Source organism: Bifidobacterium sp. M0399 (assembly GCF_016100595.1).
In the GTDB taxonomy this organism is placed as follows: Bacteria; Actinomycetota; Actinomycetes; order Actinomycetales; family Bifidobacteriaceae; genus Bombiscardovia; species Bombiscardovia polysaccharolytica.
On the sequence record NZ_JACFSD010000004.1, the window covers coordinates 107,239 to 126,981 of the forward strand.

Genomic DNA, 19,743 nt, shown 5'->3' on the forward strand with positions numbered 1-19,743 from the left:
ATTTCAGCGGGCCTGATCCTGCTCCGCCTGCCCCTGTCCGCAAGCCTTCTTGATGGCCGTAGCGATGGAGACCGCCGGGTCGTTGTAAGGGATCAGGGTGGACTGGAAGGCATGGTAGAGGTCGGACTTGCCGGGCCAGACCGTACCGATCACGTGGTTGTCGGCATCAAGCTGATGCCACCAGGATCCGCCTTGGTGATCAATCAGATAGTGGTCTACATAGCTGCAGAAGGTGGCGTACCAGTCAGCGTAGGTGGCCTTGCCGGTGGCTGCGTAGAGGGTGGACGAAGTGTTCAGGGCTTCGGCCAGGGTCCAGTGCATGCGGTCGTGGACCACCGGGCGGCCCTGCCAGTCCGTGGTGTAGACCAGGCCTTCGGCCCCGTCGGCGGCCCAGCCATCCTCAACAGCCCTGGCGAACAGGTGCTCGGCTGCCTCGATGTAGCGGCTGCGGTCGGCCTCCCGATCGAACCTGCTTAGGGCGTACTGGGTGATTAGCCTGGCCCATTCGATTCCGTGGCCCGGCGTGGCCCCGTAAGGCTTGAACTGGTCGGCCTTGTTGTCCTGGTTGTAGTCCAGGTCGGCCTGCCAGTCGCTGTTGAAATGTTCGGGGATGCGCCACTGGTTGTTCTCAGCCCAGCTGATGACCTGGTCGATGATGCGACCGGCGCGCTCGCGATAATCCTCCTTGCCGGTGGCATCGGCCACGGCCAGGAAGGCCTCGGTGCTGTGCATGTTGGCGTTGAGCCCCCGGTAGGGGTCCAGACGGGTGAAGCCGCTGTCCCAGGTGTCGACGGCCAGGCCCTTGTCGTCATCCCAGAAGTAGCGGTTGAAGATCTCCAGCGCCTGATCCAACAGGTCCTGTCCGTCAGGGTCGCCCGCCAGCATGGCCGAAGAGGCAGCCAGGACTACGAAGGCATGGGTATAGCAAGTCTTGCCGCTCTCGGGCTGGCCCTGCCAGGAGACCGAGGGGTACCAGCCGCCGTGTTCGTCGTCGTGTAGGTTGCCTTGAAGGGCCTGAACACCGCGGTGGGCCAGCTCCGATGCGCCCGGGTAGCCCAGGAGGCTGCCGATGGCGTAGACATGGGTCATCCTGCAGGTGATCCAGGTCTGGATTCCCTGCTCGGGGTCGATGCTGCCGTCGTCATTGAGCCAGCCGGCGCCGCCCTGCTCGGTGGGGAACCCCCGCCCGAAGTCCAGGAAGCCATAGGTTTGCGAGGCCATGAAGATGCGGTTGGCTTCGTTGCCCAGCAGGTATCGGGGATTTGTGGTGGACGGTGAGACTCCCGAATGGTTCGGTGTGGTGGTCATGGCGATCGCTCCTTTGCTCAGCGAGGGTATGCAGCTGTTTCTGGTATCTGTTCACAGCCTAACACGTAATTGTTAGGAAACTGAACTTTTTACTGGCTGCCCCGTTGTCTTGTCTATGATGCTAGTGCGCAGTCTTGAAAAATGAACCGCTCTGGTGTCGCAATGACGAGGTCTGAGCCTGCCCGGAAAAGGGCGTTTACAATATAAGATGCAAGTATGGATGGGCGCGGTCACGGGGTTCAAGGCCCAATCCCCACGGCGGGTCCCCGTCCCCGCATTATTTATCGTCAGGTGAATCATGACCATCAATACCGGCAACCTGTCCAAGGCGTTGCCTGAGTCGGTGCGGCAACACAACCGAGCCATCCTGCTTAGGCTGCTCTATCCTGATGTCAGTATGACCAGGGCTGACCTGGCCCGAGCCTCCGGGCTGACCAGGGTCGCCATATCGGACATCGTGGCCGAGCTGCTGGGTGAGCATCTGCTCATGGAAGTTGGTTATAGCAAATCCACCGGGCCGGGCAAGCGTGGACGGCTATTGCGCATCAATCCCGACGGGCGAAGCATCCTGGCCCTGGACCTTTCCACTCCTTATGTCTTTAGGGGAGCGGTGCTCAACCTGACCGGACAGGTGGTGGCGCGTGAAGAGATCCCTCTGACCACTGACGGCAAGGTCCCTCTGGACTTGGTGGGGGAGTTGTCCGATTCGCTGATGCAACGGGCGGCCCATCCCATCATGGGCATCGGCGTATCTAGTCCCGGAATCGTCAGTGCTGAAGGCGTGGTGGACGATGCCACCAACCTGGGCTGGGTTCAGACCGACCTGCGCGGCTATCTGCACGAGAAGACAGGCCTGGAGGTGACGGTCAACAACGATGCCAACAACGAGGTCCTGGCCGAGCGGCAGTTCGGCTCAGGTCAATCCGACCTGCTGCTGGTCCACCTAGGCAACGGAGTCGGGGCAGGCTTGCTGGTCTCTGGCGAGCTGGTGACCGGTTGCAACCGTGCAGCCGGTGAGATCGGTCATGTAGTGGTGGACCCAACTGGTCCTCAGTGTCGCTGCGGCAAGCGCGGCTGCCTGGAATCCTTGATTAGCGTTCCCAGGCTGACTGCTGCGATGGATCGGGATCCTGACAATCTGGCAAGCATTCTGCGGCGGGCTGGTGAACTGCTGGGCCGCGTCCTGACCATGCCCGCCGGCCTTATGGACATTCCTCGCGTGACTGTTCTAGGGGACTCCAGGGTGGTCAACCGCATCTTCCTGAGCGCCATGGAGAAGACTATGAATGATGCCCTGGCCACTGATTTTCGGCGACCTCTTGTGGTTGACCGCTCGGCCTTGGGGGAGGATGCCGCCTTGCTCGGGGCCTGCTCCACAGTGGTGGCCGACCTGATTGAGCCTGACGGCACTGTCTGAAAGTGGATTGAAGACCTTGCTCGCAACCGTGCTCGGAGTTGGTGATTCGCGCACATCGCCGAGACCTGCTACCATGGTGACTCGCATGCGGTTGGCCGGGGCCTGACCCCGGTAGCCGGATTTGCGGGCGTAGTTCATTGGTAGAATGGAAGCTTCCCAAGCTTCAGAGGCGGGTCCGATTCCCGTCGCCCGCTCCAGTCTGATTTACAAGCGCGTCAATAAAGATTAGAATTTCAAACCTTTTATATTCGCATATATGAGCTTTTATTGACGTGATCCGGCTTTTTCTGAGATCGCGCCTTATTCCACAGATCTGACATATGGAATATGAGGTGCTTACGTGGATATTTGTTGGTCATAAGCTTATCAAGTCTGTATATCTCTGCAAAGCGCCTTGTTCCTAAATGGCTTTCGTTGGTTCTCGATAAGAATACTCTTGAAAATTATTCCTCAGTGACAGACGCGGAAGAATAAATGCCGAAGTCAAGCTTTTGATTATCATTCACGTACTGTCGGCCTAATGCGTCTTTCCACTCAACATGAAGTATCTGGCGAGAACGGTTTGATCCTACTAAGAGTTGAACTGCGGTCAAGTGTTGTGCGTCGATAATAATGGTTTCTTCGTCTGGCTTCAGTTTTGGAAGATTTCGGGCCAGATATTCTACGCCTGCATAGCTTTTTAGACTTATTCCTGGCGAAAGCGAAAATTTGATATCGAGGGCAATGGAACCGCCTACGTTGGTGAGAAACACCGTATCAAGGGTGCTGCCCTTCATTTTTGCAATGCGAACTATGATGAGCGGCTCCGTTGCGCTGATATGGGCGTTGTACTCTTTATAAGCGATGATGGCTGCGATAAGGGCGATGAGGAAGGTGCCAAAAGCCCACCACGCCTGCCAGTCGGAGTTGTTGCCGGTAACCCATTGGTAGAGGTATGGAATAACGCAAAAGAGGACTGAACCTGCTATTAGGGCAGGTATGGTCCATTTCTTTTGTCTCATAGCATCAGTTTAAGAGGCATGGCATTTCGTATTTCTTCGTCAGATAGCTTTTGTCGTTTAGAACTGGAATTCAGCCGTTTCCTTGATTTAAGAGGTTATCCTTCAATTCTGGTCTGTCTTCAAGATCGTTGACTCCTACGGAATCAAAGATGCCGATGCACATTGGGAAAATCCGTCGTGGAAATTCGACTGATGTTGAGGATGTAATTATAGAAAAGCGTTCAGGTTTGGTGATGTTCACTGCTCAGTCGATTAAAGTTATGAACTCACTTGCATGTGCAGAGCCGGACGGTTCTCTGCAGTCGGTTGTTAGTGCTAATTCGATACGCTGATTCCCGCTTTTCTTGTAACCAGGTGCTGACGCATGAGAAGTTCGAACTGTTCTGCTTGAGCCAAATTATTCGACAATAGCCAATTTGTATTCATTGGAAGTAGTTCATAACAGGTTTTATTCGTACCTCGACGTGGCCGAAGTCATGCGTGTGCTTTTCGGTATTTGCAGGACCACGTCGAGTTGTAGCCGGATTTCGTTCTAACTAGAAAGTCACTTCGTATTTGAGACAGGAGTTGCTACACAGGGCTGTGTCTTTGTTGAACAATATTCCTGAAAATTCTGGAGTGTCGAAGCACGGTGCCTCAGGCCGGGCAGTGGAAGATGAGGGGGTACAGGGAAGTATGGAAAGGACGGCCATCATGGCTGATTATCACGTGCAATACGACGGGGATCGCGATCTCTGGACAGTCAAGCGGGCCGGTGCCTCACGCGTCTCTCGCACTTTTGCTACCAAGGCGGAGGCCACCAAGCAGGCCAAGGTCTTTGCAGACCGGTCCGGCGGCGGTGAGGTCAATATCCATAACAAGGGTGGCAACAAAATCCGCGACAAGCGCACCATAGGCAAGAAGGATCCTCGAGACATCAAGGGCTGAACGCCAACTGAGCTCTGGGACTTTTCGCTGTCATCGGGCCTGTGCTGGTGCCGAACGTCGCGGCGATAAGTAACTATGAGCTTCTGCCTAGGCCCATCTATCAGCCCGGCAGGATGTTGGGATGGTGAAGCATTGGCCGGCGTCGCTGGTCTGTATGTGTCCGCCCCCATAGACTGAAACCAACCGTGAAAGGTGGCGAAGTCGATGGCCGATGGATTCAACCAGCTGGATCAGCGGCTGGCGGACAGCGGGTATGACGAGGGTCTGCCAGCCTCCTACCCTCCCCACCCCGGTATGGACGAGCGTCCTATTCAGATAGCCCATGCCAACATCTGGAGTCGGTTTGCGGCAGTCACAGGATTGGTGTCAGCTCTTGCGGGCGCGGCCTTGCTGGCTCATGCCATAGCCCCCTCCAGGCTGGGAGTCATAGGTCAGGTGGGCATTTCGGCCTGGGTGGGTGTCTCCGTCGCTTTTGCACTGTTGACCATAATCCTGGTCGTCATAGCCCGTCATTCCGGACCAGTCCCGAATCGGCCATCGGTAGGCTCGGCGGGCATCATTCTTTTGGTTTGCGGAATGCTCTTGACAGTGGCAGGCCTGCTTATTGCCAACTCTTCCCCCAAGGGCATCATCAAGGCTCCTGCGCGTGACGAAGCGCCCATCAGCTCGCCTCAGGCCATGACCGGCGGTATCGACAAGGCTGCTGGCCAGTGCGCTTCAGGTTGGCATGACATCGGCTTGGACGGGTATGTGGGCATCTCCCAAGCCCGGTATTGCACGGATACGACCATGGCCTACGTGGTCTTCGACAACGATTCAGCGGCCTCCTTGGCCAAAGGGCCTATCCGCGCTCGCGTGCCTGACCTGATTTCCCGCTATGGAGGAGGGTTGCAGCCCCAGGATCTATGGCTGCTGACCGGCAAGCGTTGGATGGTGGTGGGCAGCAAGGCCCAGGTGACCGGACTGCAGAGCCAGTGGGGTGGCCAGGCCGAGCCACTCATAAGTCAGCATTGAATGACCGGGCCGGTCGACTATCGTGGCAGATATGGATCAAGCACAAAAGGATAACGACGGATTGGTGGGTCGGCCCTCAACAGTGGTGCCCGGACGTTTTGGGCAGGAGCTCAAGGTCGAGCAGGTCCTTTGGTCCCGCAAGCAGGGCACAGCCAACCCCTCGCGGCCCATTTTTGTACTCATGCACGGTTGGGGCTCCAATGAGGAGGACATGGCTGACCTGATGCGCTACGTGGCTCCTTACAACGACTACGCCTCCTTGCGGGCACCCATGGTGGTGCCTGGCAGCGAGCGCGGCATGTTCGGCCCGGGCTACACCTGGTTCCACGATATGCGTCCCGAGCAGGAGGATCTGGATAGGGATGGCTATGCAGCAGCTCGGGCTGTGGATGCCTGGGTTTCAGCCAACATCCCCGAGGACCGACCTGTAGTGGCCATGGGCTTCTCCCAGGGAGCCATGTTGGCTGTTCATCTGCTTCGGGTCAATCCTGAGCGCTACCGGGCCTCCATATGCCTGTCCGGGTTCCTGGCCCCAGGCCTGGTGCCCGGTACTGCTCCTGCGGATGAGCGCCTGGCTGGCTTGAACAAGCCGGTCTTTCTGGGCTTCGGTTCGGATGACACCACGGTGCCCAAGTACGAATTCCGTGCCCTGGCCGCCTGGCTGGACGAGCACGTATGGCTGCACACCACCGAGTACGACCACCTGGAACATGCCGTCGACATGCGCGAGATGAATGACCTTCGCCAGTGGCTGGGCGAGATCGACGTGACCTCGGGCCTTATGTAGATCGGCTCACAGGGCCGAGTCAGCGTCAACCTGCATGACGTAGACGTTGCGACGCATCTTCCGTGCTGTCGTGCGTGAGATTTCACCGGATTCGACCATGTCCTGGATTTGGCTCAGTTCGATGGCGTATCCCTCGCGCTTGGTCTCCTCCAGCTGATCCCTGATGGCAGGTATGCCCGCGTATTCGGTCTTTCCCTCCGCCGAGGATTCGATCATTTGGTGGTTGATGATGGTGTTCAGCAGATCCTCGGTCTTGAAGCGGCCCTTGCCCAGCTCGGAGTAGAGCTTTTCAATCAGGAAGTGGTTCATCTCTGCCTGCAGGTGGCGCCCGGCAACGAAGACCTGGTCCTTGTCGATCGGCTGGGTCAGGTGCTTCAGGCGGTGGAACTGGCTGTGCAACAGCCCTCTGAGTCGTCTGCGAGCCGTGTAGGCCCTCCAGCGCAGCTCCCCGCCCCTGTCCAAGTGGAAGAGGGACCCGGATATGGTGGACAGGATCCTGCGGGCGGCCTGTTCCTGGCTGCGCAGATTCAGCAGTTCCTCCTGGTCGTCTCCCCGTTCACTGCGCCGGTCGATCAGCTGGGCATCGGCATCCCTGTCGGCTACGGTCTCGGCCTCGGTGCTGGGTTCGGCCTCGGTCTGGTTTCCGGTGGCAGACTGCGTTGATGCAGGTGTCTGTTCTATGCCTGCGTTTTCGCTTCTGAGCCGCTCCTCCAGCTGATCCTGGGCTTCTTCGATTCGGCTCAGCCGCTCCTCCATATAATCCTGTTCCCACTCCATCGTCTGCACCTGCAGGTCCTGGAAGTCCTTGGGGGAGTACTGGCCGATCTCTGACTTGAGCTTGGCGATGCGGTGATTGTACTGCTTGATTACCTGCTGGACGGCCAGCCGGTTCTCGTCTGTAATCCTGCTGGAGAGTTCCCGGACCGTGCCCCTGAGCACCTTGATGGATTTCTCGACCTGCTGGGCCGGTACCTCGCTGCTCTGTGAAGGAGCCAGCAGGGGCAGGGCGAAGTTGGCCAGCACCAGGGTGACGATGATGACCCCGGCGGCCACGAAGATCAGCTCGCTGCGCATGGGGAAAGCCGACCCGTCGTCGGTCATATAGGGGATGGTCAGGGCCAGGGAGAGGGTGATGGTTCCCTTGGGGCCACCGAAGGTCATGACGGCCGCCGACCTCAGGAGCTTGGATGTCATCCGTCGCCTACTGCCGGTTTCGCGGTCCTTGGTGAAGATCAGGACACTGGCTGTCCACAGGAAGCGCAGCACGATCACGGTCAGGCAGACCAGAGTGATGGTGGCTACCAGCATCCAGTTGCTGACCCGCCGGTCTCGCCAGCTGGTGCCCATGGCTGCCGGCAGCAGCATGCCCAGAAGGACGAAGACCGCACCGTTGAGGCTGAAGGAGAGTACCTTCCAGACGCTGGATGAGACGATGTTGGCCTTGGATGTATTGGGGCCCACTCCAGTGTGGTCGAAGCGGATCAGCAGTCCGGTGGAGACCACGGCCAGGATTCCGGACACATGCAGGATGTTCTGCCCGACCATGTATATCAGGAAGGGCAGGAAGAGCTCCAGCAGGATCCTGGTAGTGGTGGTTTCCCAGCCGAGGCGGCGGGCCGACTCAAAGAGCCAGTTGATTACAAAGCCCATGATCAGGCCGAAGCCGATGCCGCCTACGAACTCAACGAAGAACTCGCCCAGGGCCTGGGGCAGGGAGAAGGAGCCGGTCACGGTGGCCAGGATGGCGAACTGGAAGCCGATGACGCCGGTGGCGTCGTTGAAGAGCGATTCGCCGGCCAGGATCGAATGTTCGTCCGGTGTAAGGTCGGCGCTCTCGCCCAAGGAGGAGACGGCCACGGCATCGGTGGGCCCCAGGGCGGCGCCCAGGGCCATGGCGGCGGCAAGGGGGAACATGGGCCAGGCGGCATGCAGGATGACGCCCACCATGAGCATGGTCAGAGCAGCCAGGCCAATGGCCAGGGAGAGGGATGATCGCAGCCCCTTGAGCAGCTCCACCTTGTTGATGGTGTGGGCCTCGTAGTAGAGCAGGGGCGCGATGAAGAGAACCATGAACAGCTGGGGATCCAGCCGCATCCGCGGGAAAATGGGCAACAGGGCCATTACTGCGCCCAGGACGATCTGGACCAGGGGGGTGGAGATTCGGGGAATGAATCTGGAAATAAAGGAAGAGACGAGGACGGCAGCAAGTATGCACAGAATGAGGATGAATGTTTCCACGGGCTTCCTTTCCGCCACGCAATCCCGGGCGGGCTGCCGCAGACCCGACTAGCAGGGTTCGTTCGACCAATGAAGGAATCTCCGAGTGCAGGGTCGCATGAGGATCGACGTCGCATCGTCCATTATACGGAATCACGGTATCCAGGAACAGCATCAATGGACAATGTGCGCTAAGTTGACACCTCAAGCCAAAATGGTGGACAGACCGTGCTCGCGATAGGCGAACATTTGTGAAAATCCGGCCCGGGGGCCTCCGTAAGTGCATGAAAAGCAGGCTTAATCGGTATACTCGTGAAGACCGGGAAGGCTCCGAACCTCCCAGAGGTGCACCGCTTGCGGCGGTTGACCATGGAGCTCCATCTCTTGACCCCGGGGACTTGCGCGCACGCTATTGTTTCCCCGATGCTTTTGGACATACCCCGGTCCAAAAGGAAGATTGCAAGAAAGACTGCAGAGGGTCGCATGCGGGGACAAATGACCGATCCGGTTTGGAAAGGCCAGGTTGACCGATGACATCATCCATGACATCTACAAATATTAAGAATCAGAACGCAGCGGCAGCAGGGACTGACATGCGTTTCGACGACACCGACTGGCATAGCCTGGAGACCTCGGCTGTGCTGGAGACCCTGCACACCGGGGACCAGGGTTTGGATACGCAGGAGAGCGCACGCCGACTGGAGCTCTTCGGGCCCAACAGTCTGGCCGAGGCCCAGGCCAAACCCCGTTGGAAGCTCTTCCTGGAGCAGTTTGCCGGCCCCCTGATCGCCGTCCTGATGGTCTGCGGCATCATCACCATTTTTCTGCAGCACTATGTGGACGCTGCGGCCATTTTCCTGGTCCTTTTTCTCAATGCCATCATCGGCTATGTGCAGGAGTCCAAGGCCGATAAGGCCGTAGAGGCCCTGACCACTTTATCTACCCCCACCACACGAGTGGTGCGTCAGGGCCGGATGGAGCAGATTGACGCCGACCAGCTGGTGCCGGGCGACCTGGTCCTCCTGGAGAGTGGTGATCGCATTCCCGCTGACCTGAGGCTGATCGAGGCCCTCCACCTGCGCATCGACGAGGCCATGCTGACGGGCGAGAGCGAGGATGCCAAGAAGAATACGGACCCCGTGGACCGCGATGCAGCCCTGGGCGACAGGCGCTGCATGGCCTTCTCGGGCACCATGGTCACCAGCGGCCGTGGACGAGGGTTGGTGGTGGCCACCGGTTCCGACACCGAACTGGGCGAAATCAACGATCTGGTCCATGTGGCCAAGGGCCGCACGCCCCTGCAGCGGATCATCCACCGCACCGAGGTGGGCATCGCCATCGCCGTTATCTTGGTGGCCGTCTTCGTCTTCATCGGCGGAGCCATCCTCAATGGCGACGCTACGGGGGCCTTCCTATCTGCAGTCTCCTTGGTGGTCGCCTCCATGCCCGAGGCCCTGCCCATCGTACTGACCGTGGCCATGGCCTTGGGAGTCTCAAGGATGGCCGAATACCATGCCATCGTCCGCTCTCTGCCGGCCGTTGAAACCCTGGGTTCCATCACCGTCATCGGCTCGGACAAGACCGGTACACTGACCCAGAACCGTATGACCGTGGAACAGTTCACCCTGGGTGGCGGCCAGCCGGTCCCCGTCGAGGGCATGGACCTGGGTGCGGAGGCTGTATCCGACGACGATCGTATGCGCGGTCTGGCCGCACTTGCTCGTGCCGGGGCTCTGACCAATGAGGCCCACCGGCAGCCGAATGAACAAGGCGGCATTGAATACAGCGGCGACGCGGTCGATATGGCCATGGCACGCCTGGCTGATCAGACCGGGGCCGTGACCACCGAAGATTTGGACGCTCCTATCGTCATGGAGACCCCCTACGAGCCGGAGCTGCTCCACTCCATGACCATCCGCCGCGGTCCAGACGGCACCCTGACCCAATATGTCAAGGGAGCCCCGGACGCGGTCATGGCCATGAGCCGAACCATGCTGGACCCGGATGGCCAAGTCGTCCCCCTGGACACCCAGGCCGTTCACAAGTCCTACGAAGCCATGGGCTCCCAGGGGTTGCGTGTCATAGGCGTGGCCAGCAGGGTCCTTTCCTCTGACCAGGATCCCGCTTCCCGCCGTCGACCTGACGACCTGACCTTCCTTGGGCTGGAGGGTATGCTCGACCCGCCTCGACCCGGCGTGCGCGAGGCCATTGCCGAATGTGCCGGGGCCGGCATCCGCGTGGTCATGATCACCGGCGACCATCCGGTGACCGCAGCTGCCATAGGCCGCCGCCTGGGTCTGGAGCACACCGACCAGGCGCTGACCGGCAGTGAAATGCTGGAGATGAGCGACGAGGTTCTTCGGGCCCGTCTGCGTGAGACCTCCATTGCCGCCCGCGTCTCTCCCCAGGACAAGCTGCGCATTGTGGAGGCTCTGCAGGATGAGGGCCATGTGGTGGCTGTGACCGGCGACGGCGTCAATGACGCCCCAGCTCTGAAGGCGGCCTCGGTGGGCATCGCCATGGGCCGTTCCGGCACTGACGTGGCCCGGGAGGCCAGCGATGTGGTCCTGACCGACGACAACTTCGTCACCATCACCCAGGCCGTGCGCCAGGGAAGGGTCATCTTCAAGGCCATCCGCGGGTCCGCCTACTTCCTCCTGTCCACGGCTGCAGCCGCCATGATCGCCGTGGGGGTCAATGTAATCTCCGAGGAGCCCCTGCTCTTCCTGCCCCTGCAGATGCTCTGGATCAACTTCGTGACCAACGGTGTCCAGGACATCGCCCTGGGATTCGAGCCCGGCAACGGGGATGAGCTGGAGTCGCCCCCGCGTTCGTCTGGAGAGGGTCTGCTCTCGCGGGTGCTCTGGGCGCGACTTGCCGTCTGCGGGCTCTGGATGGCCACCTGCATCCTGGTCCTCTTCCGCTTGAACATCAACGCGGGAATGGATCTGGCCCATGCCCGGACCATCGCCCTGACCCTGCTGGTCCTCTTCAACTTCTTCGTCGCCATGTCGGCCCGGTCCGAGAACAGGCTGATCTTCCAGCTCAACCCCTTGGACAACATCTTCCTTCTGGTGGCCTCGTTCGTGGCCCTTGGCATCCATGCGGGGGCCATGTATCTTGCTCCGGTTGCGGGCGTTCTGGGCATGGCCCCCTTGAGCGCAAGCCAGTGGCTCATCTGCCTGGGCATTGGGCTGACGGTCCTGATCTTCAGCGAGGGCGACAAGATGGTTCGTGCCTTCCTGGCCAAGCGTGGCATCGACACATCGGGGCGGACCAAGGGCCATCTGCACCATGTGCGCCGCCGCATCGCAGGCATGATCAACTGAACTGACCTGTCGGGCTGGACTGCCAGACTGAACCCGTGCAAGAACGGTGGAAGGCACCCATGGAAGAGGCCCTGCGACTGGCCGGCATAGCCGGAGACCGTGGGGACGTACCCGTGGGCGCCCTGGTATTGGATGCCTCGGGTCGGGTCATCGGCCGGGGCTTCAACCAGCGGCAGGCCCTGGGCCGTCCCCTGGCTCATGCCGAGATGGAGGCCATCGGGAAATCCGACGCGGGCTGGGATCTGGCAGGGTGCACTATGGTCGTGACCCTGGAGCCCTGCCCCATGTGTGCAGGAGCCTTGATGGCCTGTCACTTCAGCAGGGTGGTCTTCGGCGCCTGGGACCCCAAGATGGGGGCCTGCGGGTCGGTCTGGGACCTGCCCCGTGACCCGCACACCGGAACAAAGGTCGAGGTGCTGGGCGGTGTGTGTGAACAGACATGCGCAGGAATTCTTGCCGATTTCTTCGCCCGGCATCGCCAGAGCTGAGACTTCTTTTTTAGCGGCGACTGGCCTTGTAACGTTGGAAGGCCGGAGTGACTTGGAGGGCCGCCCAGATGCAACGCAAAACAATTAGGCATAGGTAGGCGGCGAACAGATTGGCGCCTACTCGCGCGCTGACCCCTGAAGCCGCCCAGGTGCCCAAAGGCGTTGTCAAGGCGGCCACGATTCCCAGAAGCAGCCCCTGACCGGCGTGGACCAGGTGGTGTCGCAGGTTGGTGAACGTTCCTGACAAGGAACTGGGCAGGATGGCCAGCAGGGAGGTTCCCCTGGCAATCAGGTCGCTAGCCCCTAGCAGGGCCAAGGCCGGCACCGCGATGGCTCCGCCGCCTACGCCCAGCAGCCCTGACAGGGTTCCGATCAGGATGCCGACCAGCAGAATGATCATGGCCACTACCGGGCTCAGCTGGATGCTGCTCTCCCTGGAGGGTGTGGACAGCAGCTGCTGGGCAATGACTGCCATCAGGAAGCCTACGTATAGCCACCTGAGCATCACCTCTGGAAGCCGGTCCAGCAGCCAAGTGCCGATCTGCGCCCCAATGACCGTGCCGACGGCCAGCAGCAGGGCGGCCAGCCAGTCCACATGCCCGCCCAGGGCATAGGAGGCCACTCCGGCCAGCGACATGGGGATCATTGAGGCCAGCGAGGTGGCCGAGGCCTGACGCTGCTGCAGTCCGGTCCATACCAGGGCTGGCACGATGATCGATCCGCCGCCAATGCCGAACATCCCCGACAGGAATCCGCTGATCACGCCCACCAGGACCAGGATGGCCAGGGTCCGCCGGTCCATCCCTCCGGCTCCTCGCTGCTCTTTCTGCATGGGTTCCAGCCTAGGTCGACGTTTTCGTCGGGATGGCAGGATGTCCGCGTATGTGCCGATGGGCACCGACCAGACGTGGCGATGTCTTTTAAGGTTCAGAAATCGATGTGTATTCCAGCCCTTATGTCCACCATGCGACCTTAGCCCAAGTTCCCCTCTGCCGTCTCGGCATACTGCTTGGTATCCCCCGGGCCGGTCCCTGGAGGTGCGTTGTCTATTCAAGAGAACAAAGAGGGTGTGTTTCGATGCGATATACGGTCATCGGTGCCGGAGCCATGGGCTATCGTCTGGGCGTGCTGCTGCAGGAGCAGGCCGGCCTGCAGGTGGATTTCGTGGATACCTGGATGCCCAATATTGACAAGGTTCATGATCAGGGAGGCGTCTATGTCTCCCGCGATCATGAGAATCGGCATTTGGTGCCCGTCAACATTTACACCCCCGAGGACTACAAGGGCGACCCCGACGTCTGGATCGTCATGCTCAAGCAAATGCAGCTGGAGGGGGTCCTGGAGCGTTGCGCACCGCTCTTCCGCGACCATCAGGTGGTCTTCTCTGCCATGAACGGCTGGGGTCACTTCGACAAGCTGCTCAAGTACTTCCCCAAGGAGCGCATCTACGGCGGCACGGCCATGATCGGCACGGTCCTCAATGGGCCGGGCGACGTGGACTTCATCGGCAAGTCCGGGGCAGGCTCCATGCACCTGTGCGCCATGACCGAGCAGACCACCGACCTGGAGCGCCGGATGGCCGAGGACTTCAAGGCCGCCAACCTCAACCCCATCCTGACCGAGAACTTCGAGGGCACCTGCCTGGCCAAGATCATTTTCAATTCGGTGGTCAACACCATCTGCACTATGTACCAGATCACCATGGGCCAATTCATCTCCTACCCGGGTGCCAAGGACATGTCCCGCCAGCTGATCGACGAGGCCTACGACGCCTGCGAGCGGGCCGGCAAGCAGCTGATCCAGACCCGGCAGGAGACCCTGGACGAGGTGGACTATGTCAGCCGCGTGGGCAATCCCCTCCACTACCCCTCCATGTACCAGGACATGTCCAAGGGCCGGCCGACCGAGGTGGACTACATCAACGGCTACCTGGCACGCCTGGGTCGCGAGCATGACTATGTCTGCCGGACCCAGGAGTTCCTGACCCACGGCGTCCATCTGGCCGAGCTGGCCTTCCGCGTCCATCATGAGGAGCAGTCCGACCAGGGGTGATGCGAACGGCTGCTGAGTAGATTTCCGTGAATTACTTTCCCAAGTAAGAAAAACACGCCCTTCCAGACAAGTTAGCCGCAGGTCCCTAGCATGGAGCCTGATTTATCAGTGTCGGCGACCGACATCGCCGGGCTTATGGCGGAGGTGTCATGGAGGATCATCGCGGCGGCCCAAGGACGGGGTCTTATCAGAGCAAATCGAATCTGGGGGTTCCCCTCAGGTTGGTTTACATGGAGCAGTCCGGGCTGGCCCTTGCCGTCCTCTTCCCGGGGAAGGGTCTGCCGCGGATCGTTCACTGGGGCGATCCAGTGGCCGATCCGCAGGCCCTTCTGGGAACCTACGACGCTCTGGCCCCGCAGCGGGTCTCGGGAGGGCTGGACCTGACGGCCTGGCCGAGCATTCTTCCGACCCAGTCCGAGGCTTGGACCGGACAGCGCCGACTGTGCATCTGCCGCGGCGGAGTCGAGATCTTTTGCCGCTTCCAGGTGGAATCAGTAGATCTGGGTACAGGCCCGGTCCTGTCTGATGACTTGACTGCACCGACTTTGACGGTTCGCGCCTGCGACCGGGGCCAGGGTGTGGGACTGACCTGGCGTTGCCAGGTGTTGCCGTCCGGTCTCGTCAGGCAGCGTGCGGACCTGCTCAACCTGGATACGGCCAGAGATCTGGATGTCAATGGCTTGGAGCTGGCTTTTCCCTTGCCGGCTGAGGCAAGCGAGATCCTGACCACCACCGGTCACCACCTGCGCGAGCGCAGCCCGCAACGCCAGCCCTTGACCATAGGCCGTCTGGAGCGTCCAAGCCTGGTGGGACGACCGGATTTTGACTCCTCCCTGGTCATGTGCGCGGGCCGACCCGGGTTCGGATTCGAACATGATGAGGTATATGCGGTCCACTTGGGCTGGAGCGGCAATGGTCTGCTCAGCGCCGAGCGGATTCCTTCAGCTCCCGCATTGCTGGGCGGGGGCGAGATTCTGATGGCCGGGGAGATCACGCTTCCTCCTGCTGATGGTTATTCCGACCAGCAAGCATATTCAACGCCCTGGCTCTATGGTTCCCGGGGCAAAGGGCTGGACCAGGCGGCCCACAGGTATCATGCTTTCCTGAGGTCCCTCCATCCTGGGTTGGCCTCACGTCCCAGGCCTGTCACCCTGAACACCTGGGAGGCGGTCTACTTCGACCAGTCCTATGACAAGCTGGCTGCCCTGGCCGAGCAGGCAGCCCGTATGGGTGTGGAGCGTTTTGTCGTTGATGATGGGTGGTTCCAGGGCAGGCGTTCGGATGAGTTCGGGCTGGGGGACTGGTCCATCGATCGGCAGGTATGGCCCGAAGGGCCTAAGAGCCTGGAATCGCTAGCCGCCAGGGTGCATCAGCTGGGAATGGAATTCGGCCTCTGGTTCGAACCCGAAATGCTCAGTCCGGACTCGAATGTCTTTCGCGATCATCCTGACTGGGTCCTGTCCTCGGGGCCATCCCGGTTGCCTGTCGAAGGCCGCAACCAGCAGGTCATGGATCTGACCAACCCCGATGCCTATGCCCACGTGTTCGAGGCAATGGACTCGCTCATTGCGCTTATGGGCATCGATTACATCAAATGGGATCATAATCGCTATGTGACTGAGGCCCGCTCTCCCCGGTCGGGACGTCCTGCCGTGCATGCGCAGACTGAGGCGGTCTATGGAATCATGCGCGACCTGAAAACCAGGCATCCCGGTTTGGAGATCGAGTCCTGCGCTTCAGGGGGCGCACGGATCGATTTGGGCATACTGGAATTTGCCGACAGGGTCTGGGTCTCGGACTGCGTTGACCCAGTCGAGCGGGCCGACATCCAGCGGTACACATCTCTGCTGGTGCCGCCGGAGATGTTGGGGGAGCATGTGGGTGATTCCCCCGCCCATTCCACCGGCCGTGCCACCTCGCTCGGTCTGCGTGCGGCCATGGCTTTCTTCGGCCATATGGGCGTGGAATGGAACCTGCTTGCCGTGCCCCAGGATCAGCTGGACGAGCTGGGACGCTGGATCGATCTGTATAAGCAGTGGCGGCATATGCTGCACACCGGTCATGTAGTACATGGCGATACGCCGGACCCGGCAGTCCGCTTGGACGGCGTAGTCTCTGCTGACGGCTCGCAGGCGCTCTACCGCTTCACCCAGTTGACCTCTTCGGTCAATTACCCTCCGCAGCCTTTAGCGCTTCCCGGCCTGGATTCCAAGTCTGATTACCGGATCAGGCCCTTGGACATCTGCAGTGACCTGGATCGGATCGGCAGTGGACAAAGCCCTCTGGCCTGGTGGTGTCCCAAAGGCACGGTTCTCCCGGGTGCGGTCTTGGAAGCTCAGGGAGTTCGGCCACCGGTCATTCATCCGGCGGAGGCAGTGATTTTTGAAGCGAGCCGTATCTGAATCTGCCCAGTCGTTTCCCGAGTCATTCGGGCTTATCGGCCTCTTCGGGACCCTGCAGGTACCGTGCGATTGCTCTGGCCGCCGGCGCTTGTGCCCAGCGGAGCCAGTCGCTGTCGATGATCTTCACAGGGACCTCGACCATCTGGCTGTGGCGGAATGAGGCAGTGCCCTTGCGTACGGATTCGATGCACCTCTTCATCAAATAGGAAGTCTCCCCACCCACCAGAACCTTGTCAGGCAGGGCCACGTTGGCCACCAAGGCGATCAGAACCCCTAGCCGATAACCGGTCAGATTGAGCAGGGTCTCCGCCTGCGGCATGTCTTCCTCCAGGTCTTTGACCAACTTCTCGAGGCTGGCGGCCTGCCCGATGGCATGCGAGTACTGCTCAGCCAGGGAGCCTGTAGTCAGGCACTGGGCGCAGCCACGATGGCCCAGATAGCAGACCGGCCCATCCGGATCCACCAGCTGATGGCCGATCAGCCCAAACCCTTCATCCGGCGAGGAGACGGGCATGCCGTGCTCGCTTAAGGCATAGCCAATGCCGGATCCCACGGTGATCAGAGCGAAGCGGTCCAGTCCGATGCCCTCGCCAAACCATCCTTCGTAGAGGGCCAGGGCATCGAGATCATTGAAGATCAGGCAAGGCAGGTCACATGTGTTCTCCATTTCGGTGGCAAGATCGACGGGTTCGCTCCAATGCAGGAATGGGGCGTAGGTGACGACCCTGTCTCCCTCCGCCCGACCGCCCAGGGAGATGGCAAGGCCGGAGGGGCTGGGTAATCCGGTTTGGTTGATCTCACGCATGCACTCCTGAGCAAGGTTTGACAGCATCCTCACGACCTGGCTTGGGCTGCGTTGACGTATGTGATGACTGTGAGACCGGCCGACCGGTCGACAGGCCAGGTCCGTCGCCGTGGCCAACGCGGTGCCGCCGTGAAGATTGATGCCGATGAAGGTCTTGGCTTCCCGACGGATGACCAGGGCCTGCTGCGGTCTGCCTACGCTAATGGGGCCATGCTTGCGGTCACCCTGCCTTCCTGGGCCCTTGCCTGCCCGCAGCAGTGTGCCTGCTTCCCTGATGACCCCTAGATGGGTCAGATCGTTGGTGATGCGTGATACAGCGCCCTGGGTCAGGTTGAATCGTCGCGCCAGGGCCACTCTGGAGATCGGGCCGTGCTGGAGGATCTCAACGGCGATGCGGTGGGTGTACCTGGAGGCCGTGAACCAGGCCGGGAACGGCCGTGCTTCCCTTAAACAGTCGGCATCCTCGTGTTGGTTTGATCTCTGGTTGTCTCTGTCGGCCACGGTGCCTCCTCACGGAAAACTGGTCCGACCTGATTGCGGACAAGCCCCTTATACTGAACAGCCTATCTTAATTACTTTCTTAACGAAAGGAACTCGCCAGAGCTGGGAATGAAATATCCCGGTCCCCTATGCTGGTCCGAAGAATCATCTAGGTCATTGTTGCCCGTATGGATGGTAAAGGAGCCAAATATGAATGATATCGGCAGTAGGGAAGGATCCCGGCTTGGTCGAATATCGGCCTGGGTCCGCAATGGAGTCGCCTCACTCCTGGCTCTGTTGACCGTCGTGGCAATGGCTGGCTGCGGTTCCGCAGATTCAGGCCTGGTCACTCTGGACTTCTTCCAGTTCAAATTCGAGGCCGCCGACCAGTTCAAGGCCATGGTGGCACAATTCGAGAAGGAGAATCCTGGCATCAGGGTGAACATCAACAATTCGGCCGATGCCCAGACGGATTTGCGTACCCGTCTGGTCAAAAACCGGGTGCCCGATGTCATCACATTCAACGGCGATATCAGCTTCGGCATGTTCGCGGCATCCGGGGTCTTCCATGATTTCACTGACGATCCCCTGGTCAAGGAGCTCAATCCGGGCATGGTGTCGATAGCCAGGAACCTGGTCCAGACCAAGGATCCTTCGGCCAAACGCCTGTATGGCCTGCCCTTTGCCGGCAACGCCAGCGGATACATATACAACAAGACACTTTGGCGAAAGGCAGGGGTAGATCCTGACAATCCACCGCGTACCTGGTCGGAGTTCACAGCCGTCATGGACAAGTTCAAGGACCAGGGCATCGAACCTGTGCAGGGCACCCTTTCCGATTCGTGGACCGCTCAGGCTCCCTTGGCTTCACTGGCGGGAACCCTGGTCCCCGAGAGCAGATACAGGGATCTTCTGGCTGGTAAAACCGATTTCAAGACCCTGTGGACACAACCTGCTCAGCGCGAGGTCGAGCTCTTCAGCCATTCCACTGGCGACAAGGGCGTCACCTATCAGCAGGGCACTCAAAACATGGCCAAGGGCAAGGTGGCGATCCTTCCTCTGGGAACATACGCCATACCGCAAATCAGGATGATTGATCCGGATGTGGACCTCGGATTCGCCCAGATGCCGGCCGATGATTCCCCCTCCCGGCAGATACTGACGGCTGGCGACGATGTCATGCTGACCATGGGTGCCACCACCAGGCATCCCAAGGAGGCCATGCGGTTGATCCGTTATCTGATGCAGCCCCAGCAGCTGCGCACGTATGCAAAGGCCCAGACTGCCTTCACGCCGACCAGAAAGGTGGAGGCAGGCGATCCGGCTCTGAACGGGGTTCTTCCCTTCTTCCAACAGAACCGCCTGGCTGACTTCTGCGACCATTACATCCCCTCTTCCATCAATATCGGCGGCTACCTGCAGACCATGGTCACCAAGGGGGATGTGGATGGCTTCATCGGTTCCATGCAGAACGAATGGGACAAGGTCCAGGCAAGGAACTTCCAATGATGAAAGG

General features: G+C 60.1%; 14 protein-coding genes and 1 tRNA gene. 10 read left to right on the forward strand and 5 right to left on the reverse strand.

The genetic code is table 11. The annotated features are described in order from the left end of the window. Window positions 1-3: 3 nt before the first annotated feature. Window positions 4-1,308 (reverse strand): AGE family epimerase/isomerase, encoded by a 1,305-nt coding sequence (locus H3V09_RS08665; protein WP_046322202.1) that lies wholly within the window; start codon window positions 1,306-1,308, stop codon window positions 4-6. A gap of 298 nt (window positions 1,309-1,606) precedes the next feature. Here H3V09_RS08665 and H3V09_RS08670 point away from each other — a divergent pair, with 298 nt between their 5' ends. Both H3V09_RS08670 and H3V09_RS08675 read left to right on the forward strand, forming a co-directional pair. Continuing rightward, window positions 1,607-2,725, forward strand: coding sequence for an ROK family protein (locus H3V09_RS08670; protein ID WP_046322207.1), 1,119 nt, complete (start codon window positions 1,607-1,609; stop codon window positions 2,723-2,725). Between the two features lie 123 nt (window positions 2,726-2,848). Then, window positions 2,849-2,922: transfer RNA gene (locus H3V09_RS08675), tRNA-Gly, on the forward strand. A gap of 246 nt (window positions 2,923-3,168) precedes the next feature. Here the strand turns inward: H3V09_RS08675 and H3V09_RS08680 are convergent. After that, window positions 3,169-3,726: a hypothetical protein gene (locus tag H3V09_RS08680; protein ID WP_198191682.1), complete on the reverse strand. Its 558-nt coding sequence runs from the start codon at window positions 3,724-3,726 to the stop codon at window positions 3,169-3,171. 693 nt (window positions 3,727-4,419) lie between these two features. On the opposite strand from H3V09_RS08680, the gene H3V09_RS08685 reads away from it, so the two are divergent. The 3 genes from H3V09_RS08685 to H3V09_RS08695 all read left to right on the forward strand — a co-directional run bounded on the left by H3V09_RS08685 (window position 4,420) and on the right by H3V09_RS08695 (window position 6,454). Next, window positions 4,420-4,653 carry a DUF2188 domain-containing protein gene (locus H3V09_RS08685; protein WP_045934889.1) on the forward strand — a complete coding sequence of 78 codons (234 nt, stop codon included), beginning with the start codon at window positions 4,420-4,422 and terminating at the stop codon, window positions 4,651-4,653. Between the two features lie 204 nt (window positions 4,654-4,857). Further along, window positions 4,858-5,667: a hypothetical protein gene (locus H3V09_RS08690; RefSeq protein ID WP_121913508.1), complete on the forward strand. Its 810-nt coding sequence runs from the start codon at window positions 4,858-4,860 to the stop codon at window positions 5,665-5,667. 31 nt (window positions 5,668-5,698) lie between these two features. Next, entirely contained in the window at window positions 5,699-6,454 is a 756-nt protein-coding gene (locus tag H3V09_RS08695) for an alpha/beta hydrolase (RefSeq protein WP_198191683.1), read from the forward strand. 6 nt (window positions 6,455-6,460) lie between these two features. Here H3V09_RS08695 and H3V09_RS08700 read toward each other — a convergent pair whose 3' ends face one another. Beyond that, a complete protein-coding gene (locus H3V09_RS08700; protein WP_198191684.1) occupies window positions 6,461-8,692 on the reverse strand; it encodes a cation:proton antiporter domain-containing protein in 2,232 nt (743 codons plus the stop codon). Between the two features lie 521 nt (window positions 8,693-9,213). Here H3V09_RS08700 and H3V09_RS08705 point away from each other — a divergent pair. Together H3V09_RS08705 and H3V09_RS08710 are read left to right on the forward strand one after the other, a co-directional pair. Further along, window positions 9,214-12,000 (forward strand): cation-translocating P-type ATPase, encoded by a 2,787-nt coding sequence (locus tag H3V09_RS08705; protein ID WP_232339550.1) that lies wholly within the window; start codon window positions 9,214-9,216, stop codon window positions 11,998-12,000. A 59-nt stretch (window positions 12,001-12,059) separates the two neighbouring features. Beyond that, window positions 12,060-12,488: a nucleoside deaminase gene (locus tag H3V09_RS08710; RefSeq protein WP_198191695.1), complete on the forward strand. Its 429-nt coding sequence runs from the start codon at window positions 12,060-12,062 to the stop codon at window positions 12,486-12,488. Between the two features lie 10 nt (window positions 12,489-12,498). Here the strand turns inward: H3V09_RS08710 and H3V09_RS08715 are convergent, their stop codons facing one another. Then, a complete protein-coding gene (locus tag H3V09_RS08715; protein ID WP_332461002.1) occupies window positions 12,499-13,386 on the reverse strand; it encodes a sulfite exporter TauE/SafE family protein in 888 nt (295 codons plus the stop codon). A gap of 179 nt (window positions 13,387-13,565) precedes the next feature. Between H3V09_RS08715 and H3V09_RS08720 the strand changes: the two genes are divergently transcribed. After that, a complete protein-coding gene (locus H3V09_RS08720) occupies window positions 13,566-14,540 on the forward strand; it encodes a ketopantoate reductase family protein (RefSeq protein ID WP_046322224.1) in 975 nt (324 codons plus the stop codon). 149 nt (window positions 14,541-14,689) lie between these two features. Continuing rightward, window positions 14,690-16,942, forward strand: a complete 2,253-nt coding sequence (locus H3V09_RS08725; protein WP_198191687.1) for an alpha-galactosidase — start codon at window positions 14,690-14,692, stop codon at window positions 16,940-16,942. A 22-nt stretch (window positions 16,943-16,964) separates the two neighbouring features. On the opposite strand, the gene H3V09_RS09055 is transcribed toward H3V09_RS08725, so the two are convergent. Further along, window positions 16,965-18,248, reverse strand: coding sequence for an ROK family protein (locus H3V09_RS09055; RefSeq protein ID WP_198191688.1), 1,284 nt, complete (start codon window positions 18,246-18,248; stop codon window positions 16,965-16,967). A 291-nt stretch (window positions 18,249-18,539) separates the two neighbouring features. Here H3V09_RS09055 and H3V09_RS08735 point away from each other — a divergent pair, with 291 nt between their 5' ends. Next, on the forward strand, window positions 18,540-19,736 hold the full coding sequence (locus H3V09_RS08735; RefSeq protein WP_232339559.1) for an ABC transporter substrate-binding protein: 1,197 nt from the start codon (window positions 18,540-18,542) through the stop codon (window positions 19,734-19,736). The last annotated feature ends 7 nt before the right edge of the window (window positions 19,737-19,743 follow it).